The organism is Salinicoccus sesuvii, from assembly GCF_042648145.1.
Lineage (GTDB): Bacteria > Bacillota > Bacilli > Staphylococcales > Salinicoccaceae > Salinicoccus > Salinicoccus sesuvii.
On sequence record NZ_JBHRWV010000009.1, the window covers coordinates 205,305 to 230,029 of the forward strand.

The window sequence follows — 24,725 nt, forward strand, 5'->3', positions numbered from 1 at the left end:
TATAATTTTATTAATATAAAAATCATAAATCGAGATGGGGGTGCGTTCCACGTGAAAAAAATAGCTGTCCTTCTCTCCGTCTTCATCCTTGTTGCTGCTGGACTCTTCATTGCAGATCGCAATACTGAAAAAGGCCTTTTAGAAACAATAGAATACATGATGCTGCCGGACCCTATGGCTAATAACACTTATGATGAGGGACAGTGCACCTATTATGTATTCGATAAGATAAAAGCCCAGGGAGACATGATTGAGACAGGATGGTGGAATGCAGATTCTTGGGCAAAACGTGCAAAAGCAGATGGCTACACCGTAAATAACAATCCTGCAGAGGGTGCCATTCTTCAGACTTCAAGAGGCGAAATCGGCCATGTTGCATATATTGAGACTGTAAATGATGATGGTTCCATAGAAATATCAGAGATGAATTATAACGAACCTTACGAAGTAACGGAACGCACCATCGAAGCTGAAAGAATTAAAGAGTATTCATATATACATCCTAAAACGAATCCTCGACCGAAAGATTTAGAAAACAAGGTTTAATAATGCTTACTAATATACCTTATCGTAACGCTATGCATAATAATTAGGCAGTTAACCTTTGTTCTTTGGGTCTTATTAGCGTTACAATGGCGCACCATCGTGTTCTACTATTATACTCCGTTATCATCTTATACTGCTATTCATTTGTATTTATATTTCAGAGATTGCTATACTCCTACCATATCCACCAATAGGAGGTTAAAGAAATGAACGAAGCTATAAAGACACTGAGAAATCACAGATCCATACGATCATATAAAAGTCAGGACGTTAGCAATAAACAGTTGGATGAGATTATTAAATCTGTCCAGGCATCTCCCAACTGGATTAATGGACAGCAGTATACAATCATCGCTGTAAAAGATACTGAACGTAAAAAGAAGATTGCTGAATTGTGCGGAAATCAGAAGCATATTGAAGAAGCACCAGTCTTTTTCGTTTTCTGCGCTGATTTCTATCGCACTATGCTCGCCAGTGAAATGGAAGGGACATCTTTAAATGTCAAAGATGATATCGACTCATTAATTGTAGGAACAACAGATGTTGGCATTGCTCTCGGAACAGCAGTTGTGGCCGCAGAATCAATGGGGCTTGGTACAGTCGCTATAGGAGGGATTCGCAGACAAGCGAAGGAAGTTATAGAAATGCTCAACTTACCTGAGTATGTCGTGCCAATTTCTGGACTGTGCATCGGTCATCCAAATGAAGATGTCGATCAAAAGCCGAGACTACCGAAAGAAGCGATATATCACTTAGAATATTATGATCAAGATTTAAAACCAATTCTTGAAGCTTATAACCATACCTATAGACAGTATCTGCAAGAGCGGACTAGCAACAACAGGGTAGGGACATGGACTGAATTCGTCGCCACCTTCTTCAGTAGACCATACTATGTTGGTATAGACGAAATGCTTAACGAACAAAATTTTCCCGGAGGAAAAAAATCATCTGAGCGATAATGCTTAGGTGGTTTTTAGGTTTCAACAACTATTTGAAAAATGACACTATAGACTTTATGAAATCTTTGAAAAATATAAAGGAAAGAAACCCTAGAACCATTAATGTAGTAGACGCTGCACCATCGAAAAGAAAAATACCAAGTACTATCAGAATGAGACCAATATAAAACCCAGGATCGTTGGTTTGTGATATTTTCATGTCTTCAGCAATACTGATTTTGTCTTGCAATTCCTTATCACTTCTAATCATCTCATCGATCGTGACACCAAATATATCGCTTATTATAATTAAGTTTCTAATATCTGGATACCCCCTGCTGCTTTCCCATTTATAGACCGCTTGGCGTGACACGTGCAACTCTTTAGCCAACTGGTCTCGGCTCCAGCCCTTAGATTCTCTAAGCACCTTCAACTTCTTGCCAAATACATCATCCATAACAGAACCCCCCTCGGCATAAACTTTACAATGTTCTAAATAATCTTTGTATAAACCATTTGTTACATGGACAAACTAATAGTTAAAAACATGTTCTACAAAGTTCATTTCACTTTTTGCGTCTAGGTTTAAACGCCTCGGATCCATGTGTTCCAACGAGGTGTAGAAGAGGCCACCACGCATTATTATGACGTCTGACAGATTTGCCCTGCGCTATTCTTTTAAGTTGCATAGCGTAATAAAAATTACCCACAGCGGGACCGATTTTCACATCAAGAGCGTGGAAGCCTGTGGTGAGGTGTTGCGTCGTTATTCCGACGTTACTTCCCGCTAAGATCTGATTGGGAAGATGAGGTTCAAGTGCAAGAGGCCGAGCGATACCAATCATATCTGTGTGATTTTGCTCGAGTGCAATCTCCATACTTTCAAAAGAACGAAATCCTCCCGTTACAACGACCGGTATATCCATTCTTTCTTTCAATTTCTGCGCATAATCTATGAAGAATATCTCAGAATCTGTACCGGTCGACATTTTAGGTTTTTCATAGTTGCCTCCTGATATTTCAATTAGATTCAGTCCAATTGATGCCATCTTTTCTACTACTTGTAACGATTCATCTTCAGTGAAACCCATTGTATTAAAGTCGGAAGAATTAAGCTTTAGCGCGATAGGATAACTATGACCTAAAATTTCACGCATGCCTTCGTATATCTCTATGAGGAATTTCATTCGATTCTCTAGACTACCACCATACGCATCTTTTCTACGATTGTCATGGGGAGAAAGGAACTGATTTATAAGATAACCATGAGCCCCATGAATCTGTACTCCTGTAAACCCTGCTTTCTTGGCGATTCTTGCTGTATTAACAAATCTAATGACGAGATTTTTAATTTCCCCTTCTGTCAATTCCCTGGGGGGACTGAAAGCTCCTTTGTATTTATTTGCCATTGGTACGGCACTCGGTGCCACCGGCTCCTTAGACATAGATTTAGGTGACTGCTTGCCTGGATGGTTAATCTGCATCCACAACTGGGTGTTGTTTTGCGTACCGTAACGTGCCCATTCTCGAAGTATGTCTATATCTTGCTCATCTTCTATAACAACATTGCCCGGTTCACCCAAAGCGTTGCGGTCCACCATAACATTTCCAGTCACCACCACCCCAGCCCCGCCTGTTGCCCATGCACGATATAACTGGATGTGCTTTTCGTTTGGTTGATTTCTTTTATTTGCCATTGTCTCGCTCATTGCTGATTTAAAAAACCGGTTCTTTAGTTCCACACTATTTTTAAGTTTCAATGGTTCTGCTACTCTCATTATTTTACTCCCCCTGTCATAGCGCAACTATTAACTTGTATAAAAGCTCACGACACTTTTCCCCAGATGGTTCTCCGACAATCAAGAGATATGAAATTAATTGAAAATATCATCATATAATGGAATAATTTAGCATATATATTATTGGGGGGAGAAAAATATGATTCGTCGTAAATATTGGCGTGCCACTCTTGCATCGCTTTATTCCATTGTGTTCTTCGCACTAGTAACGCTCTTATACTATCTATTTACAGCAAACCTCACGAATGCACTTGTCTACTTCTTCATGATTTCTTTTAGTCTTCTCATTGTAGCCATTACTTCTTTTTATTTCAGTAAGCTCACAAAAAAACATGATCCTGGATTTTCAAATCTCGATTATAGTGAGATAGCAGAAGTAATTATGAAAACCGATGTCTGGTATTTTAAAAGGCTGATGATATTCGACTATGAGGGCAAATACATTGGTAGAGTCTCGATTAAAGTCGATAGTCTAAAGACTTTCATTTTCTCATTCCTCTCCTACTTCAATGTCATAGTGCCTGTTGATTACATGCTGACTGATCACGAGAATAAATTAATTTGTAGATTTCGCCGAAACGGCTTTAGAAGCGCCAATGTGAATATATACGATGATAGCGATACACTTATAGGCAAAATTAAATTCGATGAGCTAAAAATACTCTTAAAGTTTAAAGGAACAGCATTTGTAAATGGCGAATCCTTTCCCATATCATCCGAATATCTCTTCGAAGACGCTCACTCCAATGGGATCATGTCACTTTCGTCTTTTAGCAGCCCGATAAGCCATCATTATATCTTTAGAGAGATGAATAATGAGGTTGCCACCTTCGATGCACCAATTGATAGTAATCTTGGAAAAACAGCGCTTTCTTTAACAGCACTTATCTATTTTTTGCGTTATAATAATTAGTGAAATATACTATTCTAAAATGTTCGAATTTTAAGTAAAAAATGAGAATGTTTAAGATGACAAAGGGGAATGATTATGAAAGGTTTCTTTGAGTTCAAACTTAATGGCAATACAGAGCATGCTGCCACTAATAGTTCCATACTCGATTATTTAAAAGATACAAATACGGAACCTCCAAGTTTATGTTACCATCCGGACCTTGGGGCTTTAGAGACGTGCGACACATGTATCGTCAAAGTTAACGGTGAGTATGTGCGATCTTGTTCGACCGAATTAAAAAATGGGGATATTGTCGAGACAGTTGGTGACGATGTCCACGAAGCTCAGTTGATTGCGATGGATAGAATTCTCGGTAATCACGAACTCTACTGCACAGTATGTGATTTCAACAATGGGAATTGCGAAATACATAATACTGTTAAAGAGCTTCGAATCAGCCACCAAGAAACACCACATGAAAGTAAAGATGCAGGCGTGATGCGAAATGCATTTTATCGCTACGATCCAGACCAGTGCATATTATGTGGCCGGTGTGTAGAAGCATGCCAAGACCTACAAGTGAACGAAACATTGCTCATCGATTGGACTTTAAAAAAGCCTCGTGTCATTTGGGATAATGGTACAACGATTGACGAGTCTTCGTGTGTAAACTGTGGACACTGCTCAACAGTATGCCCATGTAATGCGATGATGGAGGTTGGCATGGAAGGAGAAGCTGGCTTCTTAACTGGTATGGCTCGTGACGCATTCAGACCTATGGTAGATATTACGAAAGAAGTAGAAACAGGCTACCAGTCCCTTATAACGATTTCCGATGTAGAAGCTCAGATGCGGGAAGATCGTATTGAGAAGACAAAAACAGTGTGTACCTATTGTGGGGTCGGTTGTTCATTTGATGTCTGGACGAAAGGACGCGAAATACTGAAAATTGAACCGCGTAGTGAAGCACCAGCAAACGGTGTATCTACTTGCGTCAAAGGGAAGTTCGGCTGGGATTTTGTAAACAGTGAGGAGCGTCTAAAGAAACCACTCATTCGTGAAGGAGATGCATTCAGGGAAGCTGAGTGGGAGGAAGCACTCGATCTTATCGAAAGTAAGTTCAAATCGACACTCAACGACAAAGGTCCAGACGCGCTAGCATTCATATCCTCATCCAAGTGTACAAACGAAGAATCCTATCTAATGCAGAAGCTCGCACGTGGTGTTATTGGAACGAACAACATAGACAACTGTTCAAGATATTGTCAATCCCCGGCTACTATGGGACTATGGCGTACAGTCGGTTATGGCGGAGACTCTGGTAGCATTACAGATATTGCACAGGCGGAACTCGTTATTTCCATCGGTTCAAATACGGCAGAATCTCACCCTGTACTTGCAACGCGTGTGAAACGAGCACAAAAACTACACGGCCAAAAAGTGATTGTCGCTGACATTCGTGAACACGAGCTTGCAAGCCGTGCCGATCTTTTTGTCAGACCTGCACCTGGCAGTGATCTTATCTGGCTCTCAGCAGTAACTAAATACATTATAGACAAAGGATGGCATGACGAATCCTTCCTACGCGATCACGTCAATGATGTAGAGGCTTATTTTGAAAGTCTTAATAAATATACACTGGATTACGCATCCGAAGTTACGGATATGACAAAAGAAGAATTAATCAGCATCGCTACTTCTATCCATCAAGCGAAGACTACGTCTATCCTGTGGGCCATGGGTGTGACGCAACATGGCGGTGGTAGCGATACGAGTACGGCCATCTCCAACCTACTTCTAGTTACGGGTAACTACATGAAACCTGGTGCAGGCGCTTACCCACTTCGCGGACACAATAACGTGCAGGGCGCAAGTGATTTTGGTAGCATGCCAGACCGCTTCCCTGGATACCAATATGTCAGCGATGATACAGTACGTGCCAAATTTGAAAAGAACTGGAACACTCAAATTCCGAGCGATCCCGGACTTAACAATCATGAGATGGTAGAGTCTATACATGATGGTGAACTCGAGGTTCTTTATCTAAAAGGGGAGGACATGGGAATCGTCGATGCCAACCTAAACCACGTCCACTCAGCTTACGAAAAACTGAAGTTTTTCGTTGTACAAGACATATTCTTTTCTAAAACATGCGAATATGCAGACGTTGTCCTGCCGGCAAGTCCAAGTCTAGAAAAAGAGGGGACATTTGTAAATACTGAGCGCCGCTTCCAGCGTTTGTATAAGGTCATGGATCCGCTCGGTGACTCAAAGCCAGACTGGGAAATCATCAAGGAAGTCGCCAACCGCATGGGGGCTGGCTGGGACTATACACATCCAAGTGAAATAATGGATGAGGCAGCTGCTCTTACACCATTATTCGCAGGCGTTAGTTACAACCGTCTTGAGGGCTATGACAGTCTGCAGTGGCCGGTTGCTGAAGATGGTACTGATACACCACTTCTATTCAAAGATAAATTTCCACTTCCAGAAGGTAAGGCCAAATTGTGGCCAGTTGAATGGACAGAACCTTTGGAATTTGACAGCCAATATGACCTGCATCTCAATAATGGCAGACTTCTTGAACATTTCCACGAAGGCAACATGACCTATAAGTCTAGAGGTATCACGGCTAAGACACCAGAAGTATTCTTGGAAGTCTCACCTGCCCTCGCCAAAGAACGTGAGATTGAGGATGGCACGAAAGTACGCCTTACATCTCCTTACGGCAGCGTGAAGGTCAGCTGCATCGTCACAGATCGTGTTTCCGGTAAGCAACTTTACCTTCCGATGAACACTAATGGCGAAGGCGCCATCAACTATTTGACAAGTTCTCACTCTGATAAGGATACTGACACTCCAGCTTATAAAGAAATCTCTGTAAAGATGGAAGTGCTTGAACCGAAAGGGAAAAGTCCACTACCCAAGATTAATCACAGATACGGCAATCCTCAACCTCAGATTGGTGTCCGCGTGGAAGAAAAATGGGCTAGAGAAGATTATATATTCCCTGGAGACTTGGTCAAGGCGAGAAGGGGGCAAAAGTAATGGCGAAAGCAACAAAGGTCGTCCATAAGATGAAAACCGATCCAGAGAAAGAACATAAGAAAAGTGTGCAAGAGCTAGAAGAGTTATTGGTAGACAATCAAGAAGTGTTAAAGGATGTTTTTAGTATCCTAGAGAAGGTCAGAGATCATGAGTTTCTTAACATGGCTGATAGCGGTCTCAGTCAAAGTGACAAAATTCTTACCCGGATTGTAACGGCAGTTGAAGCCTCTGATACACCTAAATCCATGAAGAACACACTACTACTTTTTCAGTTCCTCGCTAACATTGATATGGAGGACCTAGAGCCTATTGTAGTTAAAGTGAATAGTGGAATTTTAAAGGCAACAGAATATGAGAAGAAAGAACAATCCGCAGGATATGTGGGATTGATCCGCTCTTTAAAAGATCCGCAAGTGGTGGAGGGAATGAATATTCTCCTTGAGTTCCTCAAAGGCATGGGTGAGAAGCAAGGTAAAAAAGAACGCATTCAACCGCAAAATAAAAATTTCGAAAATAGTATCCAGGGAATGAGTGAAGTCCCTACAGAAAGTAAAGATACATCCGCACCTAAGAAATCCAACAAGCGGTGGTACTTACTTGCAGCAGGGGCGTGGAGTATTGTAGTCCCACTACTTCTTAAGAAGAAAAAGATCAGAAGTTGAACATTATATGAGTCTCCATAGATGACAGATGATAAGCATTAGCATTCAACAACGGTACAAATTCCCGTGAAAAAATAAAATGCTTGAATCTGAACACAATAGGGTAATAGCTATCAGTTGAATATTTGTCTATAGTCAATCTACAATACTTCAAATAGGAGTAAACAAATGATCGAATTTAAAAATGTAACGAAACGTTATGGAAACAAAGTTGCCGTGGAAGATGTTAGTTTCAATATTAAAGAAGGGGAAACATTCGTGCTAATCGGTCCTTCCGGTTGCGGGAAGACGACGACTCTGAAGATGATCAACCGGCTGATACCGCTTAGTGAGGGTTATATATATTTTAAAGATAAACCAATCAGCGACTATCCAGTCTACGAAATGCGGTGGGACATCGGTTATGTACTTCAGCAGATCGCTCTTTTTCCGCATATGACCATCAAGGAGAACATTGCCCAAGTACCTCAGATGAAGAAGTGGGAAGACAAAAAAATCGACGAAAGAATCGATGAGCTATTAACAATGGTAGGGCTCGATCCCGAACAGTATAAGCATCGTACACCTGACGAGCTTTCTGGTGGGCAACAGCAACGTATCGGAGTCGTAAGAGCGCTGGCTGCAGATCCACCGCTTATACTTATGGATGAACCTTTCAGTGCACTCGACCCAATTAGCAGGGAGAAATTGCAGGATGATCTGGTCAAACTGCAAAAGAAAATCAAAAAGACAATCGTCTTTGTAACCCATGATATTCAAGAAGCACTCAAACTCGGTGACCGTGTCTGTCTCCTAAAAGAGGGACACATCGAACAGATTGGTACGCCTGAGGAATTCATGTCGAACCCGAAGAATGACTTTGTCAGAGAATTCATCGGTAACCTCGAGTCATATAGAATGCAGCAAGTGACAATTGGCGATATCATCAGAGCACATGCGACTGTTGCGCCTGAAGATATCTCGAATTACCCCGAAGTTGCGAGCGATGCGACACTACAAGATGTCTACCACTATCTCTCAGACTACGAAGGGGTGCACATCAAAGAGGATGGTCAAACGAAAGTACTCAGACATCGCGATGTCTTCAAGTACTTGGCGACCAGTCAGCGGGGTGAGAGTTAATGAATACATTCCTTGAAACACTCGATGCAAGAAAAGGTGAATTGTTGACAACACTGATTGAGCATATCCAAATCTCTTTCATTGCCCTTGTGATCGCAGTCATTATCGGTTTACCTCTCGGTATCTTGTTAACAAAGACAAAAAAGGTATCCGAAGTCGTCATCAATACAGCTGCCGTACTTCAAACAATTCCATCCTTGGCACTCCTCGGTCTCATGATACCTATTTTCGGAATTGGTAAAGTGCCGGCGATCATTGCCTTGACTGTATATGCACTGCTTCCCATTTTGCGTAATACTTATACTGGTATAGACGAAGTAAATGATTCACTTGTAGAAGCCGCTAAAGGAATCGGCATGAAGCCGATGCGTCGCCTCACAAAAGTTGAATTGCCGATTGCAATGCCAGTAATCATGGCAGGGATTCGCACAGCGATGGTTTTGATTATCGGTACTGCAACGCTTGCTGCATTGATTGGCGCGGGTGGTCTTGGCGATCTTATACTGCTTGGTATCGACCGAAATAATACTTCTCTCATCATTATTGGTGCCATTCCTGCAGCGTTGCTGGCGATTTTATTCGATGTGTTATTGCGAGTTGTTCAGAGGTTATCTTATAAGAAAATCATCATTACACTTGGAACGATTCTTGTAGTTATGTTAGCAATTACTGTTGCGCCACTCGTCGCTCAGAGAGAAGGTTCAATCACTATTGCAGGGAAACTCGGAACGGAACCTGCGATCATCACGAACATGTATAAAATCCTTATCGAAGAAGAGACCGATTATACAGTAAATGTTCAAGACGGTCTCGGCCGAACCACTTTCCTGTTCAATGCGCTCAGGTCAGATGATGTCGATGGTTATCTTGAATTTACAGGAACCGTGATCGCCGAGCTGACTAAAGAGGAACTTGAATCGAATGAAGAAGCAGCTGTATATGAACAAGCCAAATCCGGACTTGAAGACCAGTTTGGTATGACACTTCTAGAACCGATGGAATATAATAATACTTATACACTGGCTGTCGCCCGAGAATTTGCAGAAGAAAATAACCTCGAAACGATCGGCGACTTGAGAAGGATAGAGAACCAAATTGATCCAGGCCTTACAGCAGAGTTCAATGACCGTGAAGATGGTTTCCCAGCTGTAATGGAAGCTTACAATCTCAGTCCTAATGAAGCAGTAACTATGGAACCGAGCTTGAGATACCCTGCGGTTGAAGCTGGTGATATCAACTTGATAGATGCATATTCCACAGATGCCGAACTACAACAGTACGATATGGTAATTCTTGAAGATGATCAGAACGTCTTTCCGCCTTATCAGGGCGCTCCACTATTCAAGCAAGCATTTCTTGATGAGCATCCTGAAATTATTGAGCCACTAAATAAACTTGGCGGTATGATTAGCAACGAAGAAATGCAAGAGATGAATTATCGTGTTGCAGAAGAGAGCGAAGATCCTTATGCTGTTGCCGAAGAATATTTAAGAGAAGCAGGACTGATAGAATAGTCTCCAAACAAATTACCCTCCCTACGCTTTATTGTGGGGAGGTTCTTTTATTAGAAACTTAATTACTCTAGAGAAAATGCGAAAACGAAGTATCGCAATAATAGAAACTACAGTGGTACTAATGGAAATCAATATATTTCCTGGGAAATATCAATGTGTCAAACCATTTTGACGGCCGCTATATGGTCAGTGTCAAAAGAAGTTGGTAGTATGTAGAGTATATTCCCATTAATCTAGAAATGAGAGCGTCAAAATGAAAGTCAGTACTCAAATTAAAAAGTATCGACAAATGGGTTTAGTGTTAAATTTTATGAGTCTTTTAGGATTAATAATGCCCACCTTTACATTTGCAGTTGCTTACTTCGCCGCAATAAAAATAGAAAGAATTAAAAGTACCTATGCCTTGGAAACATATGAGAAGGTTGTTGCGTTCAGCGAAGGTCAGCCGATAGAAAAGCTAACATCACAAAAGACATGGAAAGATACGATGAGCGTAGTCGGTGTGCCCGCGACTTTCCTTATCGTGTTACTATTTAGCTTCTACGTATTTTCTTTGGTTTAGCGAGTAATAGTTGTTGGAATCCAAACAGATCCATAGAAAAACGCCTGAAATAATCAGGCGTTTTTTTATTCAACGACGCAGCTTCTTAAAGCTTACGACTATAGCTGCAATTAACAGTGCAATGCTGCTTACAAGTAATGTGATACTGATACTTGTGTACTCGTCACCGCTCTCAGCGTAAATGCCGTAGTATGGCCAAATGATTACGAGCGGGTAGAGCCAGTCTTTAAAATGGAATGAGATGATTAAACCGATCAGTGTGGCCACTCCAAGAATGATAATGGTCCATCCAAGTTCATTGAGCCCAAGGATAGTATCTACATTGTATGACACCGTGACCGTGAAGATATTGACAATGGTCGCGACGGTTACCCATGCAAAGTATATTGAGAATGGCAAGCGGTCAAACCAATGATACCCTGACTTAGTTATATTGGAATACATTTTTGCCAGTGTGAAGAGCAATGCCGCGATGACGATTGTTGAAACGATGAGCCACTGCTGAGTAAAAACAAGAATCCATGTGCCATTGAGTAGAAAATTAAGGATGGGCCAGAACTTCAAACGATATGCCATTGAACCTTCCCATGTTTTCGAAAAGAACACTTTTATAATCCATATGAATAGTAACACATAGATGAGACCCCAAATTGAAAATGCAAACCCTGCAGGTTGAATAATGGACTGGTTATCGTCCGCTACGAACCCTACATTCGTTGCACTCCAGTAGTTAAAAAAAATCATAACAGCGAAGGCGACAATGTATCCAATTGCCCACTTTTTCTGTTTCGCCATATGTACTCACATCCTATTCCATTTACTTTTCTTATCTATTTACTTTACACCGGTAAACTAAACAATAGATGTAGAAATAATGTATTTGCAGTTAGAAAAGAAAGTGGATAGCGACTAGTATAAACATTGAAATGCCAAGTCGGATATGCAGTTTCCTGATTCTGATTCTTGGATCGATCAGTAGCCGATACCAGCCGGATAAGACAAGAACCATCATATTTAACGATGCGAGGAAACCCGTAAGAATTTTCATATTGGTCAGATCAAATCCGTAAAGATGGATAATCGCTAAACCATGAAGAACTACCATAACCAGAGCCGAACTCCCCACCCATCTGTGATAGGGTCTGATTTGCTTGGACATTCTTGCCAGTCTGACTTTTGCATGTCTTGTTTTCGCATTGCGAATTGTAGAAAATACAGCATTACGTGTCCAATTGAATATGAAAAGCAAAAAACCGGCAAAGCCTAGCAGTATATGTATATATGAAGAATAACTCGATATCCCCAAGGAGACGTTCCAGATTGCCCAGAGAAGCAGTAAAGCATTTAATAGAAACCAGATGCTCATTTTATTACCCCCAAAAATGGTACTTATGTAATCAACAATGACCCTAGAAAGAAATTATATAGAAGTTCCTTGAAATGTCCATAGGACTTATCGAGGTCTTAATACCATTGCAATATCCAAAAAATAAGAATAATCTTAGAAGACATTCAGGACCGCGAATTTTAAATTAAGATGCTGCAATCACTAATACTTAAAAGGTGATGCTGGGGATAGTAGAAGTGACAGTATGTTTCTCGCTGAGACAACTCACTTTACACTTATACCCTATGGGGGTATAATGGTATTAATAAATAATCTGAAAGTAGTGGATAAATGTGAGTGACCACCGTCAGGAGTTTGCGACAGAACCTAGAACAGTGGATGAGAAGATCAAAATGCAAAATCGCCTCAGCCGTATAGGAGGACAGGTTCGTGGAATACAAAAGATGATTGATGAAGACCGCTACTGTGTGGATATCCTAGTACAATTGAGCGCCGTCCAGTCAGCTTTGAAAAATGTTGGCTACAGTGTAACTGAAAGGCACATGAAGCACTGTGTCACGGACGCAATCGAAAAAGGAGAAGGTTCTGACTCCATTGAGGAACTGATGACAGTCCTGAAACAGTTCTCAAAGTAAATTCAACCGATATTCTACAAAGGGGGGAGAGATTTTGTCGAGCAGCAAGCATATTGTATTAAACATCACAGGAATGACCTGCGCAGCGTGTTCAAGTCGTATAGAAAAAGTGTTGAATAAGATGGAGGATGTCGACGCCAGAGTCAATCTCGCGACCGAAAAAGCCGATATCAACTACAATCCAGATCATGTGGAAATTGAAGATATCACCAACAGAATTGATAACCTCGGTTACGGTATTGAATACGATACAGTTGAACTCGATATTACAGGAATGACTTGCGCAGCATGTTCAAGTCGTATAGAAAAAGTGCTGGGTAAAACCGATGGGGTAAACAATGCTGCAGTGAATCTGGCCACAGAAAGTGCTGTCATAAAATATAATTCGAGTCTCGTTTCAAGAGACGATATCATCAATAAAGTCGGCAACCTTGGCTACCAAGCGAAGATGAAAAAAAACAGCGAAGATAAAGGCCTTAAAAAGGAACAGGAACTCACACGGATGAAGTGGAAAGTTATTATATCAGCGGTATTATCTGCTCCTCTTCTAATCACTATGCTTGATCATTTATTTGGCATCAATCTTCCGGCCATATTCATGAATCCGTGGTTTCAATTGGTATTTGCCACACCTGTACAATTCATTCTAGGGTGGCAGTTTTACGTCGGGGCCTACAAGAATCTAAAGAACTTCAATGCCAATATGGATGTACTTGTCGTAATGGGTACGAGTGCAGCATTCCTATACAGTCTTTACGGAACGTATACATGGATGACTGGTGCAACAACGCATCCTCATCTCTATTTTGAAACAAGCGCCATCATTATTACGCTAATCCTATTCGGTAAATACTTGGAAACGCGTGCCAAATCCAATACTACGGGGGCTATCAAAGCACTTATGAAACTCCAAGTGAAAGATGCAAGAATCATTCGCAATGGTGTGGAACTGATGGTCCCTGTAGAAGAAGTGATAGAGGGAGACCATCTCTCTGTCAAGCCGGGCGAGAAGTTTCCTGTAGATGCGGTCATTGTCAAAGGGCATACCTCCGTCGATGAATCCATGATTACTGGTGAATCCATTCCTATAGAAAAAGAAATTGGCGCCGGAGTAATCGGTTCGACAGTCAATCAAAATGGTGCAGTGGAAGTTCAAGCGACCAAAGTAGGCAAGGATACGGCCCTTCAGTCCATCATTAGAGTCGTTGAGGAAGCACAAGGCAAAAAAGCGCCAATCCAAAGAATGGCTGATATGATTTCTGGTTATTTCGTCCCTATTGTCATCTTAATTTCACTCATTACATTCCTGGTCTGGTTCTTCTTGGCAAGTCCAGGCGATTTCGAGCCCGCACTCATCGCAGCGATTTCCGTACTCGTGATTGCATGTCCGTGTGCACTTGGACTAGCAACACCAACTTCAATCATGGTCGGTACAGGTAAAGGTGCGGAAAATGGGATTCTATTCAAAGGTGGTGAGCATCTTGAGAAAACCCATTCTCTCGATACAGTCATCATGGATAAGACAGGTACAATCACGAAAGGTAGACCTGAAGTAACTGACTTTACAGGTGACACAGATACACTTAGGCTGCTCGCTTCAGCCGAGAAAGGTTCCGAACACCCGTTGGCCCAAGCAATTACAAGCTATGCGACGGAAAATGATATTACTATGGTCGATGTAGAAACGTTTAACGCAATACCCGGACATGGTATAGAGGCAGTCGTTGAAGGCAGTCGGATTCTGGTTGGAACACGGAAGCTGATGTCTGAAAATAACCTGAACATAGATCATCTTGAAGAGACAATGGTTCAATTGGAATATGAAGGCAAGACAGCCATGATTATTGCAACCGACCATCAGGTCAAAGGTATCGTGGCAGTGCAAGATACAGTCAAAGACAGTGCCGAAGCGGCTATCAAAGCGCTGCGTGATCAAGGACTTCAAGTGGTTATGCTAACAGGTGACAACACACGTACAGCGACAGCTATCGCAAGACAAGTCAACATTGATACTGTCATTGCTGAAGTCTTACCCGAAGAAAAAGCATACTACGTCAAAAAAATACAGGATGAAGGTAGGGTTGTGGCTATGGTCGGGGACGGCATCAATGATGCTCCTGCACTTGCGACTGCAGATATCGGCATCGCCATCGGCACAGGTGCAGAAGTTGCGATTGAAGCTGCCGACATCACAATCCTAGGTGGAGAATTGACGTTACTTCCGCGAGCGATCACCTTGAGTCACAAAACAATAAGAAATATCAAACAGAATCTATTCTGGGCCTTTGCCTACAACACGGCAGGCATTCCAATTGCAGCACTCGGTTTCCTTGCTCCTTGGGTAGCAGGTGCTGCGATGGCATTCAGTTCAGTCAGTGTCGTTTCAAATGCACTTCGACTGAAACGCACGAGAATCTAATTTGAATCGTAGGAGGGTTCCATAATATGAAACATCAGACAATTAAAGTGGAAGGTATGACTTGCAACCATTGCAAAAGCTCAGTAGAGAGTGCGTTAAATAGGCTGGACGGTGTCGATAGTGCGATCGTCAGTCTCGAAGATAATCAAGTAACCGTTCAATACGATGATAGCCGAATAGATAGTAGTGAACTAAACGCAGTAATCGAAGAGCAAGGATACGATATCGAAAAGTAGTTTAATCAACGTTGAAGAGAAATCTCCCTTTCAAAGAATGGGGGATTTTTTATTGTTCAGACTTAAAAGAGCCCTGAACACTTTAACATTTCGATTCTTTAAAAATGACGCTATGCATTACTTAAAAAACTCTTTCTTAAAAGGACTTCTTTCTTTTATTGTAACGTTAAAATAACGTCATATATTCATGGAGATCTAGCATATATCATTTACAAGGTTGTACTCAATGTGTAAATCTAGTAGTATGAATAAGTTATTTAATTGCACTAGAACTAAGCAAAAGGGAGAGTAAGATATACTCCCATAAATATTAAGGAGCAGATCAATGAAGGATTCTTCAGATCCCAGTAGTAGAAAATTAACGAAAGTGTTCATCTATTCCGTCATAATCGTTGCATTACTTGTCGTCATCGGTGCATTCAATCCTAATCAATTTGGTGCGGTTTCTGGATCAATAGCAGATTGGGTAAGTAAATATTTTGGATGGTATTATATGATTGTCACATCCGCTATGCTATTCTTCTGTGTCTTTCTCATCTTCAGTCCGATCGGTAAGCTGAAGTTAGGTAAGCCTCATCACGAACCGGAATTCAGTACACGTTCGTGGTTGACAATGCTATTTAGTGCGGGCATGGGTATTGGCGTCGTTTTCTACAGTACATCCGAACCTATTTCACATTTCGTCACACCAGCCACTGCTGAGCCTGAGACAGAGGAAGCGGTATTGGAAGCTATCCGCGCAACTATTTTCCACTGGGGAGCGCATGCTTGGGGGATGTTCGGTGCCGTAGCATTATCCCTTGCCTACTTCCAGTTCAGAAAAGGTGAAACTGGATTACTTTCAAAAACACTCCGCCCAATCCTTGGAAATAAGGTCGACGGTCCAATCGGAATCGTAATCGACGTACTTACAGTATTTGCGACGGTTATTGGTGTTGCCGTTTCCCTCGGTGTCGGTACCACACAGATTAACGGTGGTCTAAACTATCTGTTTGGTATGCCGATAAATTTAACGATGCAGGGACTTATAATCGCTGCCGTCACCTTTCTTTTCCTAGCCAGCGCTTGGAGCGGGCTGACTAAAGGTATTAAATATCTGAGTAACACTAACATGATAGTGGCTTCAATATTACTTTTGACTGTGTTAGTACTCGGTCCAACACTACTTACATTGAACATGCTTCCAACTGCTACGGGGGAATATATTAATACCTTCGTGGCACGTACTTTGGATGCAGCGCCACTGAATCCTCAAAAAAATGAGTGGCTTCAATCATGGACGATATACTACTGGGCATGGTGGCTAAGTTGGAGCCCATTCGTCGGTATATTCATTGCGAGAGTCTCTAGAGGTCGCACAGTACGTGAATTCGTGCTCGCTCTATTGAGTGTTCCAACGACTATCGGCATTATCTGGTTCACTGTTTTCGGTGTCACCGGCATCGAAGTCGCTGACCGTGTGCCGGAAATCGTCAACCTTGGACCTGAGACACAACTATTCGCTATTTTTGACCAAATGCCACTCAGTGTGCCGATGTCAATTCTAGCTATTATTCTCGTCTCATCGTTTTTTATTACTTCAGCAGACTCAGCAACTTTTGTACTTGGAATGCTGACTTCAGATGGATCTTTGCGTCCATCGGTAAAAATCAAGGTGGTATGGGGAATTAGCCTATCTTCAATCGCTTACGTCCTGCTTCTCTCGGGCGGAGAAACAGGACTTGAGGCACTCCAATCAGCGGCCATTATAGCAGCGTTGCCGTTCAGTGTCGTGTTGCTCATGATGATGTTCTCATTTTATAAAGATGCCAATAAAGAAAGAAAGTATCTAGGGCTCACAATCACCCCGAACAAACATCGTATGAAAGAGTACTTGAATAAAGAAGAGGAAAAATATCAGGAACAAAAGAATTCAGGCGTAGATGAAAGAGATCTATAATCATTGCTACTGCACCAGACCCAGCGTCTGGTGTTTTTTTATACCTAGGCTTGTCAATTATCTGTAATAGAGATAATTACTTTGTTGAGTAAATTTTTGTCCATAGCGCTGATTGAAACTCATTATCTAGGGGAAGAGGTAATTAAATAAATAATAGAAGGTGTAACGATGAACCACAGAAAATGGTGGGAAGATGCTGTCATTTATCAGATCTACCCAAGAAGTTTCAATGATTCAAATGGAGATGGCATTGGAGATATAAACGGAATTATTGAAAAATTGGACTATATTGAATCACTCGGTGTAAATACAGTATGGATCAATCCGATGGTTCTATCCAATCAGCAAGACAATGGATACGATGTCATAAACTATACAAAGGTAGACCCTATCTTCGGAACCGAAGAAGAGGGTAGAAAACTAATCGAAGAAATGAAAAAAAGAGACCTTAAAATCATTTTCGATTTTCCTCTAAATCATACATCCGATCAACATCCTTGGTTCCAAGAGGCTTTGAAAGGGAAGGATAACCCGTACCGAGATTATTATATTTGGGCAGAGGCACAAGAGAACCGGCCCTATCCAAATAACTGGACTGCAGGTTTTGGTGGGTCTGCGTGGAGTAGAGCACTTAACGAAGATCAGTATTACTTGCATCTCTTTAAGCAGTCCATGCCCGATCTGAACTGGTCACATCCCCCACTCAGAAAAGAAATGGCCGATGTACTGAATTATTGGATTGAAAAGGGTATTGATGGCTTCAGACTGGACGCTTTCATCTACATGGATGTTGACCAGAGTTTCCCGGAATATCCTGGAGAGCAGGGCCCAGGCCAAGACATGAACGAACACGGAAGCAACATTAGAGACTATCTAAATGAAATGAGCCAGTCTATCAGTCGTCATGAGAAAGAAGTGTTTTTTGTAGGCGAAGCAACTACTGCAGATGCAGAATTGACAAAGCAGTACACAGCTCCTGATCACAACCTAGTAGACAAAATCATCACACTTCAGTATTTCCCTGAGAAAGACAATGAGATTGTCGACTCTGTTCCTGAATCTAACCAATTCGCCCCCCTTGATCTAAGAAAATTTAAAGACGTTCAGAAGGAATTCCAGGAAGCCGAAGGACCCGATGGCGGACCGGTACTTTTCTGGTCAAACCACGATATGCCGCGTTTGCCACACAAATACGGAAGTACGGATACCGCTTATCGGGATAATAGCGCCAAAATGATGGCGACTCTCTTGTATCTACAAAAAGGTATTCCTATTATATATAATGGGGAAGAAATCGGTATGAAGAACGTTGCCTTCGGCGATCCAGGTAATATCACGGACGCAGGCGTGATGCAATTTTATCAGGAAGCGACTCAGGCGGGGTGGGACCACAAGAAGACCATGCATCATATAAATTTCACTGCACGGGATGTCAGCAGAGGGATCATGCAGTGGGATAGTAGTGAGAAAGTTGGATTTACAGATGGTGTCCCTTGGATGCTTTACAACCAAGAATCCATCTATAATGTAGAAGACCAGGAGAAAGATGCTAACAGCATCCTCAACTTCTATAGAAATCTAATTGAATTGAAAAAAACAGAACTCTTCCAGCAAGGTTCCTACGAGATGATAGAAACAGATGATACGATCTATGCCTACGAACGTACATTGAACAATCAAAGAGCACTCATCTACTGCAACTTCTCTGAAGAAGTCGAAACCATTAATGTAGGAGATGAATGGCAACAGGAGCAGGTTGTCATGCAGAATGATGGTAACAAATTGACACAAGGTCATCTACAGCTTTCACCATATGGCGCCGTTGTACTTATACAAAATTAAAAAGATTACCTTAGCAGTTTTCCTTATTAGGAAGACTGCTTTTTTTATTTGATTAACATCGAATGAAACTGTATCAATTGTCCAAACAGCCTCTTAAGCAAGAAATTCAACCACTTAGGAAAATTTCCCCACAAGGAAATAAGTATTCAATATAATGGAAAAAAAGAGAAAAGGAGTTTGGAAATGAATGAAGGTTATAGAATACAAGTGTCCTTAGAAGAAACGATGCCAGAAGATCATATTCTGATTCAGTGTAGAACACATACTGTAGGATCAAAAGTCATGGCCAGCTTGCGTGATATGACTTTTGATAGTCGTTCGATAGTTTTAAAACAGGATGAAACTTATATCATCGTGGATAAATTAGATATTGTCTTTGCTGAAGTCTATCAAAAAGAACTTACTGTCTACACAATAGATGAAGAAATAAAAACATCTCAATCTTTATCCTCATTTTACGAAAACCTACCTAAAGAGTCCTTCGTTCAAGTGTCTAAATCGTCTATATTAAACATCCATAAGATAAAAAGAGTGGAAGCACACTTCTCAGGAAATCTTCTATCTCATCTATCCAATGGTATGAAGACCAGTATATCGAGAAGATATGTTGCTAAATTGAAAGAAAAGTTAGGAATATAGGAGGAAATAACATGAAGCGTATAATTTCTTATGTATTGAAAGGAATGTGTGTTGGTAGTTTCATTTACTTGATAAGTTTAATTGCTTATGACGGTTTGGATACAGTCAGTGTACGAGGAATCTATAGTATGTGGATTGCTTCAGCTGCAATTGGTGTGGCAAACATCGTATACGATTGTAAATGGTCCAAACTCTTTAAGCATACCTTCCAATTTGGAGTAGTGTTCTTTTCCATCCTTTTTGTTAATCTTTGGCATGGGTGGATAGAGATATCTTTTCTAGTCCTTCTGGATAAAGCACTATTCGTTCTATTTTTAATGTTGGTTTCATCGGCTATTAATTACCTACTAGCTGCGAGAGACTCTAAATTAATCAATCAACTTTTAAACAAAAAATAGTCTGTCCTCACTCCATTAGAAGGGAGGGACTTTTATGTGTCTAAAACGTGAACCATAATGAATTATTCAGAAAGAATACAGACGGGTTTCAATATTACAACCTTTAGTACAAATTGTAACCTTGTTATTATTAGCCTGTAACACCTTACAGATAAATTCATGATATAGTGTGTCTTGTCTTAAAAATAAGGTTTGAAAAACGACACGACTTAACAATTCAAATAAACACTTATTTATAAATATATCTGGAGGATGAATTATTTATGAGAAAAACGATTCTAACTACAACATTGGCTCTAGGACTCGGCGTTACTGGTATAACAGCAGGTCAAACTGCAGAAGCTTCCGATATCAATAAGCAGGAACTCGCAGAAATGGCTCTAGCGAATTCTAGTGAGCTCAACAATGCGCCAATTCACGAAGGTGCATATGACTATGACTTCACACTTGATGGTGTGAACTACAGCTTCGAATCAAATGGTACGAGCTATACATGGGCTTACAATAGTTACGGTGATGTTCAACCACAACAAACACAAGTTCAAGAACCTGTACAGCAGAAAGCTCCAGTACAGAAACCTGCACAACAGAAAGTTCAAGAACCTGTGCAAGAAGAAGTTCAAGTACAGGAAACGAAACCTGAGTATAATGTACAAGAGGTTTCTAATACACAAGCACAGCCTGAAACTACTCAAGCAGCTGCACCACAACAGTCAACTAGCGGTTCAACTAAATCACAGTTCCTAGCTGCTGGTGGTACAGAAGCAATGTGGCAGAACATCGTCCTACCAGAATCAAGTGGTAACCCGAATGCTGTTAATCCACTGGGTTACAGAGGTCTTGGACAAACAAAAGAAGCATGGGGCACAGGCTCTGTTGAAACACAGACTAAAGGCATGATCAACTATGCTCAAGAACGTTACGGTTCCGTTGAAGCTGCAATGGCTTTCCGTGCGCAAAATAACTGGTGGTAAAATTTTAGATTAACTAATAACCCGTATGACTTGGATGTCCCCAAATCATACGGGTTATTTATATACAGCTATAAAGTTAGAAGCACCAATGACTATTTAAAACCTCGCATGAACTCAGTCGGAATTTTTGATTCAAACCGCAATGATTCACCTGTCTTTGGATGTCTAAAAGCAATGACATGGGCGTGCAGTCCAACTCTTTTAATAGGGTTGCTACGTGATCCATACTTCTTGTCCCCTACAATGGGATGACCCAAATCCTGCATATGCACACGGATCTGGTTTTTACGACCGGTTTCCAAGTTGATTTCCAGTAATGAGAAGTTTCCATTGTACTTCATTGGTTTATAGTGGGTAATCGCCTTTTTACCATTATTCGGATGCTTACTGGAGCGCATTATCAGCTCTTTATTCTCTGTCAGCCAAGAAGTGATTTTACCACCTTTATCCACTTTACCTTCAACAAGTGCAATATATGTTCGTTCAGAAATGATATCTTTCCAGTTATCCTGCAGATTCTGTTGTATCTGCTTATTTTTCGCAAATAACATGATTCCTGAAGTTTCTCGGTCCAATCGATGCACGATGAAAATGCGATTTCTAGGATTGATACTTTGTACATAATCTGACAATTGGCGATAAGCGGTCATCTGCTGCTCTTTCTCTGATGCGATCGAAAGAAGCCCGGCGTCTTTTTCAATGATGATAATGTCTTCATCCTCATAGAAAACTTTAATGCCTCTAAGCTTAACGTTTTTGGCCGCGGAACGTATTTCAACACGATCTCCCGGTTCAAGAGCGTCGTTGAATTGAGTTGTCCCTTCACCGTTTACAAAAACTTTTCCTCGACTCAGTGTTTCTTTTACAGCTTTCCGGCTGCGTGAGGACATCACTTCAAAGAGAAATTTCAACAGTTCCGTTGATTCTTTAACAATCCATTCTTGATCCTGTCCATTTGATTTCTTCTTTTTGTTCATCATAAACTTCCTTTTACCTTATATTATCCTTCATCATGAACTTTTAGCCAATGATTAATAAGCAATACCTACACGCGATTTTATATATCTGTTTTCTGCTATCTGGCTGTATGCAAATTCTGCTGTATCTGGGACTGAAATCATTTCCCCATTTTCGGGAAGAAAATCACGCTCTATTCGATATTCTCCTGTGTATTCCCCATCTGGTAGATAGGTTGGACAGACAATGGTCCAATCAAGAGGTGACTTTTCAAGAAGCTCATAGACTTTGTGATGCTCCTGAGCTGCGCGTGTTGTCTTCCTTTTCGATTCATTGGATTGATAACGTAACATTCCAGCTTCAGTCCTGCTATTCAGAATGCCTGCCGTTCCAATGGTGATGATTCGCTTTATCCCTTCATCTTCCATTGCTTTTATAACGGAAGGTATACTCTCCGAGAGCGTAGTCCCACCATCTGTACCGAGTGCGCTGACTACTGTATCTACACCAACTGCTGCATTACGGATATCTGAATTGATACATACGTTTCCTTCCAAGACTTTCAAATTTCTACTTTCTATTTGGACTTTGTCTGTATTACGCACCAAAGCTGTTACGCGATGATTATCATTGAGTGCACGCTCCAACATATGACTGCCGACACGTCCTGTAGCCCCTAGCATTAAAATATGCATCTTGAATGCCCGCCTTTCCGGATTACTTACGGTAGCTTTAAAGATATTAGTTTATACCGCGATTATTAAATTAATAACCATCTATTAAAATTTTTGATTGAGTATTCTTCTGTAATCATTCATCTTTAGTAGACAGTGACTACACTTATAGGCTTATACATTGGCTGCTTTATTATCTCTGTACAAGATTAAATTTCTTTCCAACTGTGTAGGCTGCACTCACGCCTAGAATCGCCATCAATGCCCAGATCCAGGCATGAAGACTAAAAGAAGCAATCCCGCTGAAATAAGCACCGATGTTTGCTCCAAAAGATATAGTCGCTCCATATCCCATAAGGAAGCCTCCTGCAAGTGCTAGAATAGCGAGATGGAAATGAATTTTGGAAAATCGAATCATTCCACCAAGGGTTAAGGAAATAAATGTCCCAAGGATAACACCCAAGTTGAGTACGCTTACTGAATCCATCATGAGAGGTTCCATTAGAGCGACGATTCTTTCCTCTGCGATCCAATACTGCCATTGTGACACATCCATACCAAGGTTCATTAGTAGTTTGGATCCCCACAAGGTAAAGGCAGCCGTAAGTTTCCAAGGTTCTCCCTGAATTACAAAAACAGTGGCATTGAGGACGGCGAGCACTAGTGCACCCACCCAAAGCGGCCAGGAACCGAAAACAATTTTCTTCCACCCGACAGCGGTCGGGAGGGCAGGTAGTAAGGGTGGTCTTTTTCTTTTCTTATATATATAAGAAAGGATAACAATTAGAGCGAAAATTGCAGCTTGTATTCCCCAAGCACCGAAATAGCCAAGACCAGTATCGGTAGCTAAAGAAAATTCGGAAACGGAAGGAAGTGTCTCATTCCAAAAGCCGAAATGATAAGCGCCAATTACAGCACCTGTCAGAAAACCAAACACAGTACAAAGCAAAGCTGTTCGACCACCTTCTGCCGTGTAAAAAGATGCAGGCGCGAGCCCGCTGCCCATCTCCATCCCAAAACCAAACAGGAAAGCACCGATTACTAGCCCAATGCTTATAGGTGAGAGCGCTCCTTCAGTAATATTTGAGAATGCACTGATATCAAACATTAGAATAGGAGCAAATAACGTAGTTGCGATTCCTAACATAAACATATGCGCCCGCAGCATCTCTGTATTTCCAGTCTCGACTATTTGACGGTAAACAGAAGCAAAAGCAAAGCGAGCATGAAATAAAGAAAATCCAATGAGAACGCCCACCCAAAGCAAAAGTACGAATTCAAGACCAGAAGCTTGATAGGCAAAATAAGAGATGAGAAGAATAACCAAAATCCCTAAAATGGTCAGTACGTTTTGAGAATCTTTTAATGTTGGCTCTGATTTGTTTGTTTTGGACGAATGAACTTTCTTTTGTGTCATAAAGACCCCTTTACTTTAACTGAATTTATCTTCCTAGTAGTGGTGCTCATTCTAACATAATGAGAAGTTTATGTAATTACCCAATGCTACTGTTAAGCTTTTATAAAAATTTTATAAGAAAGCTTCTGAGGGTCTCGTGATGAGTTCGATAGAGTCGCGCA

23 protein-coding genes are annotated in these 24,725 nt (G+C 41.1%); 16 read left to right on the forward strand and 7 right to left on the reverse strand.

Annotated elements, in window-relative coordinates:
• Positions 1-51: 51 nt before the first annotated feature.
• Both ACFOJ8_RS11595 and ACFOJ8_RS11600 read left to right on the forward strand, forming a co-directional pair.
• The gene (locus ACFOJ8_RS11595; RefSeq protein ID WP_380650805.1) at positions 52-546 is read left to right on the forward strand and encodes a CHAP domain-containing protein; all 495 of its coding nucleotides are present in this window, start codon (positions 52-54) and stop codon (positions 544-546) included.
• Positions 547-752: 206 nt separating this feature from the next.
• A complete protein-coding gene (locus ACFOJ8_RS11600; protein ID WP_380650807.1) occupies positions 753-1,508 on the forward strand; it encodes an NADPH-dependent oxidoreductase in 756 nt (251 codons plus the stop codon).
• Positions 1,509-1,536: 28 nt separating this feature from the next.
• Here ACFOJ8_RS11600 and ACFOJ8_RS11605 read toward each other — a convergent pair whose 3' ends face one another.
• Both ACFOJ8_RS11605 and ACFOJ8_RS11610 read right to left on the reverse strand, forming a co-directional pair.
• On the reverse strand, positions 1,537-1,944 hold the full coding sequence (locus ACFOJ8_RS11605; RefSeq protein WP_380650809.1) for a helix-turn-helix transcriptional regulator: 408 nt from the start codon (positions 1,942-1,944) through the stop codon (positions 1,537-1,539).
• A gap of 109 nt (positions 1,945-2,053) precedes the next feature.
• Positions 2,054-3,265: an NADH:flavin oxidoreductase/NADH oxidase family protein gene (locus ACFOJ8_RS11610; RefSeq protein WP_380650811.1), complete on the reverse strand. Its 1,212-nt coding sequence runs from the start codon at positions 3,263-3,265 to the stop codon at positions 2,054-2,056.
• Between the two features lie 160 nt (positions 3,266-3,425).
• Here ACFOJ8_RS11610 and ACFOJ8_RS11615 point away from each other — a divergent pair, with 160 nt between their 5' ends.
• From ACFOJ8_RS11615 to ACFOJ8_RS11640, 6 genes are all read left to right on the forward strand, one after another.
• Complete coding sequence (locus tag ACFOJ8_RS11615; RefSeq protein WP_380650813.1) at positions 3,426-4,199, forward strand: hypothetical protein; 774 nt, start codon at positions 3,426-3,428, stop codon at positions 4,197-4,199.
• 75 nt (positions 4,200-4,274) lie between these two features.
• Positions 4,275-7,226: a formate dehydrogenase subunit alpha gene (gene fdhF / locus ACFOJ8_RS11620; protein ID WP_380650815.1), complete on the forward strand. Its 2,952-nt coding sequence runs from the start codon at positions 4,275-4,277 to the stop codon at positions 7,224-7,226.
• Entirely contained in the window at positions 7,226-7,888 is a 663-nt protein-coding gene (locus ACFOJ8_RS11625; RefSeq protein WP_380650817.1) for a DUF1641 domain-containing protein, read from the forward strand. Before fdhF ends, ACFOJ8_RS11625 begins: the two co-directional genes overlap by 1 nt.
• A 168-nt stretch (positions 7,889-8,056) precedes the next feature.
• Positions 8,057-9,010: an ABC transporter ATP-binding protein gene (locus ACFOJ8_RS11630; protein ID WP_380650819.1), complete on the forward strand. Its 954-nt coding sequence runs from the start codon at positions 8,057-8,059 to the stop codon at positions 9,008-9,010.
• Positions 9,010-10,524, forward strand: a complete 1,515-nt coding sequence (locus ACFOJ8_RS11635; protein ID WP_380650821.1) for an ABC transporter permease/substrate-binding protein — start codon at positions 9,010-9,012, stop codon at positions 10,522-10,524. The genes ACFOJ8_RS11630 and ACFOJ8_RS11635 overlap by 1 nt, the downstream gene beginning before the upstream one ends.
• Before the next feature lie 331 nt (positions 10,525-10,855).
• Positions 10,856-11,086, forward strand: coding sequence for a hypothetical protein (locus ACFOJ8_RS11640; RefSeq protein ID WP_380650823.1), 231 nt, complete (start codon positions 10,856-10,858; stop codon positions 11,084-11,086).
• A gap of 69 nt (positions 11,087-11,155) precedes the next feature.
• Here the strand turns inward: ACFOJ8_RS11640 and ACFOJ8_RS11645 are convergent, their stop codons facing one another.
• Both ACFOJ8_RS11645 and ACFOJ8_RS11650 read right to left on the reverse strand, forming a co-directional pair.
• Positions 11,156-11,881 carry a tryptophan-rich sensory protein gene (locus ACFOJ8_RS11645; protein ID WP_380650825.1) on the reverse strand — a complete coding sequence of 242 codons (726 nt, stop codon included), beginning with the start codon at positions 11,879-11,881 and terminating at the stop codon, positions 11,156-11,158.
• A gap of 91 nt (positions 11,882-11,972) precedes the next feature.
• Positions 11,973-12,452 (reverse strand): hypothetical protein, encoded by a 480-nt coding sequence (locus tag ACFOJ8_RS11650; RefSeq protein ID WP_380650827.1) that lies wholly within the window; start codon positions 12,450-12,452, stop codon positions 11,973-11,975.
• 374 nt (positions 12,453-12,826) lie between these two features.
• On the opposite strand from ACFOJ8_RS11650, the gene ACFOJ8_RS11655 reads away from it, so the two are divergent.
• The 8 genes from ACFOJ8_RS11655 (at position 12,827) to ACFOJ8_RS11690 (ending at position 21,516) form a co-directional block, all read left to right on the forward strand.
• Entirely contained in the window at positions 12,827-13,069 is a 243-nt protein-coding gene (locus ACFOJ8_RS11655; RefSeq protein ID WP_380656931.1) for a metal-sensing transcriptional repressor, read from the forward strand.
• A 31-nt stretch (positions 13,070-13,100) separates the two neighbouring features.
• Entirely contained in the window at positions 13,101-15,488 is a 2,388-nt protein-coding gene (locus ACFOJ8_RS11660; protein ID WP_380656933.1) for a heavy metal translocating P-type ATPase, read from the forward strand.
• A 26-nt stretch (positions 15,489-15,514) separates the two neighbouring features.
• Positions 15,515-15,724 (forward strand): copper chaperone CopZ, encoded by a 210-nt coding sequence (copZ, locus tag ACFOJ8_RS11665; RefSeq protein WP_380650829.1) that lies wholly within the window; start codon positions 15,515-15,517, stop codon positions 15,722-15,724.
• A gap of 325 nt (positions 15,725-16,049) precedes the next feature.
• A complete protein-coding gene (locus ACFOJ8_RS11670; RefSeq protein WP_380650831.1) occupies positions 16,050-17,663 on the forward strand; it encodes a BCCT family transporter in 1,614 nt (537 codons plus the stop codon).
• A gap of 168 nt (positions 17,664-17,831) precedes the next feature.
• Positions 17,832-19,505: a glycoside hydrolase family 13 protein gene (locus tag ACFOJ8_RS11675; protein WP_380650833.1), complete on the forward strand. Its 1,674-nt coding sequence runs from the start codon at positions 17,832-17,834 to the stop codon at positions 19,503-19,505.
• 183 nt (positions 19,506-19,688) lie between these two features.
• The gene (locus tag ACFOJ8_RS11680) at positions 19,689-20,144 is read left to right on the forward strand and encodes a LytR/AlgR family response regulator transcription factor (RefSeq protein ID WP_380650835.1); all 456 of its coding nucleotides are present in this window, start codon (positions 19,689-19,691) and stop codon (positions 20,142-20,144) included.
• Between the two features lie 11 nt (positions 20,145-20,155).
• Positions 20,156-20,542 (forward strand): DUF3021 family protein, encoded by a 387-nt coding sequence (locus ACFOJ8_RS11685; RefSeq protein WP_380650837.1) that lies wholly within the window; start codon positions 20,156-20,158, stop codon positions 20,540-20,542.
• A gap of 263 nt (positions 20,543-20,805) precedes the next feature.
• Entirely contained in the window at positions 20,806-21,516 is a 711-nt protein-coding gene (locus tag ACFOJ8_RS11690; RefSeq protein WP_380650839.1) for an aggregation-promoting factor C-terminal-like domain-containing protein, read from the forward strand.
• A 92-nt stretch (positions 21,517-21,608) separates the two neighbouring features.
• Here the strand turns inward: ACFOJ8_RS11690 and ACFOJ8_RS11695 are convergent, their stop codons facing one another.
• The 3 genes from ACFOJ8_RS11695 to ACFOJ8_RS11705 form a co-directional block, all read right to left on the reverse strand.
• Positions 21,609-22,493: an RluA family pseudouridine synthase gene (locus ACFOJ8_RS11695; protein WP_380650841.1), complete on the reverse strand. Its 885-nt coding sequence runs from the start codon at positions 22,491-22,493 to the stop codon at positions 21,609-21,611.
• Between the two features lie 54 nt (positions 22,494-22,547).
• Positions 22,548-23,168: an NAD(P)-dependent oxidoreductase gene (locus tag ACFOJ8_RS11700; protein ID WP_380650843.1), complete on the reverse strand. Its 621-nt coding sequence runs from the start codon at positions 23,166-23,168 to the stop codon at positions 22,548-22,550.
• Between the two features lie 172 nt (positions 23,169-23,340).
• Positions 23,341-24,564, reverse strand: coding sequence for a YeeE/YedE family protein (locus ACFOJ8_RS11705; RefSeq protein WP_380650845.1), 1,224 nt, complete (start codon positions 24,562-24,564; stop codon positions 23,341-23,343).
• Positions 24,565-24,725: the final 161 nt, after the last annotated feature.

Excerpts from the sequence above, each read along its gene's own strand:
- ACFOJ8_RS11600 (WP_380650807.1), top strand. The coding sequence starts at position 753 with ATGAACGAAGCTATAAAGACACTGAGAAATCACAGATCCATACGATCA.
- ACFOJ8_RS11605 (WP_380650809.1), bottom strand. The coding sequence starts at position 1,944 with ATGGATGATGTATTTGGCAAGAAGTTGAAGGTGCTTAGAGAATCTAAG.
- ACFOJ8_RS11610 (WP_380650811.1), bottom strand. The coding sequence starts at position 3,265 with ATGAGAGTAGCAGAACCATTGAAACTTAAAAATAGTGTGGAACTAAAG.
- ACFOJ8_RS11615 (WP_380650813.1), top strand. The coding sequence starts at position 3,426 with ATGATTCGTCGTAAATATTGGCGTGCCACTCTTGCATCGCTTTATTCC.
- fdhF (WP_380650815.1), top strand. The coding sequence starts at position 4,275 with ATGAAAGGTTTCTTTGAGTTCAAACTTAATGGCAATACAGAGCATGCT.
- ACFOJ8_RS11625 (WP_380650817.1), top strand. The coding sequence starts at position 7,226 with ATGGCGAAAGCAACAAAGGTCGTCCATAAGATGAAAACCGATCCAGAG.
- ACFOJ8_RS11630 (WP_380650819.1), top strand. The coding sequence starts at position 8,057 with ATGATCGAATTTAAAAATGTAACGAAACGTTATGGAAACAAAGTTGCC.
- ACFOJ8_RS11635 (WP_380650821.1), top strand. The coding sequence starts at position 9,010 with ATGAATACATTCCTTGAAACACTCGATGCAAGAAAAGGTGAATTGTTG.
- ACFOJ8_RS11640 (WP_380650823.1), top strand. The coding sequence starts at position 10,856 with ATGCCCACCTTTACATTTGCAGTTGCTTACTTCGCCGCAATAAAAATA.
- ACFOJ8_RS11645 (WP_380650825.1), bottom strand. The coding sequence starts at position 11,881 with ATGGCGAAACAGAAAAAGTGGGCAATTGGATACATTGTCGCCTTCGCT.
- ACFOJ8_RS11650 (WP_380650827.1), bottom strand. The coding sequence starts at position 12,452 with ATGAGCATCTGGTTTCTATTAAATGCTTTACTGCTTCTCTGGGCAATC.
- ACFOJ8_RS11655 (WP_380656931.1), top strand. The coding sequence starts at position 12,827 with ATGCAAAATCGCCTCAGCCGTATAGGAGGACAGGTTCGTGGAATACAA.
- copZ (WP_380650829.1), top strand. The coding sequence starts at position 15,515 with ATGAAACATCAGACAATTAAAGTGGAAGGTATGACTTGCAACCATTGC.
- ACFOJ8_RS11670 (WP_380650831.1), top strand. The coding sequence starts at position 16,050 with ATGAAGGATTCTTCAGATCCCAGTAGTAGAAAATTAACGAAAGTGTTC.
- ACFOJ8_RS11675 (WP_380650833.1), top strand. The coding sequence starts at position 17,832 with ATGAACCACAGAAAATGGTGGGAAGATGCTGTCATTTATCAGATCTAC.
- ACFOJ8_RS11680 (WP_380650835.1), top strand. The coding sequence starts at position 19,689 with ATGAATGAAGGTTATAGAATACAAGTGTCCTTAGAAGAAACGATGCCA.
- ACFOJ8_RS11685 (WP_380650837.1), top strand. The coding sequence starts at position 20,156 with ATGAAGCGTATAATTTCTTATGTATTGAAAGGAATGTGTGTTGGTAGT.
- ACFOJ8_RS11690 (WP_380650839.1), top strand. The coding sequence starts at position 20,806 with ATGAGAAAAACGATTCTAACTACAACATTGGCTCTAGGACTCGGCGTT.
- ACFOJ8_RS11695 (WP_380650841.1), bottom strand. The coding sequence starts at position 22,493 with ATGAACAAAAAGAAGAAATCAAATGGACAGGATCAAGAATGGATTGTT.
- ACFOJ8_RS11700 (WP_380650843.1), bottom strand. The coding sequence starts at position 23,168 with ATGCATATTTTAATGCTAGGGGCTACAGGACGTGTCGGCAGTCATATG.
- ACFOJ8_RS11705 (WP_380650845.1), bottom strand. The coding sequence starts at position 24,564 with ATGACACAAAAGAAAGTTCATTCGTCCAAAACAAACAAATCAGAGCCA.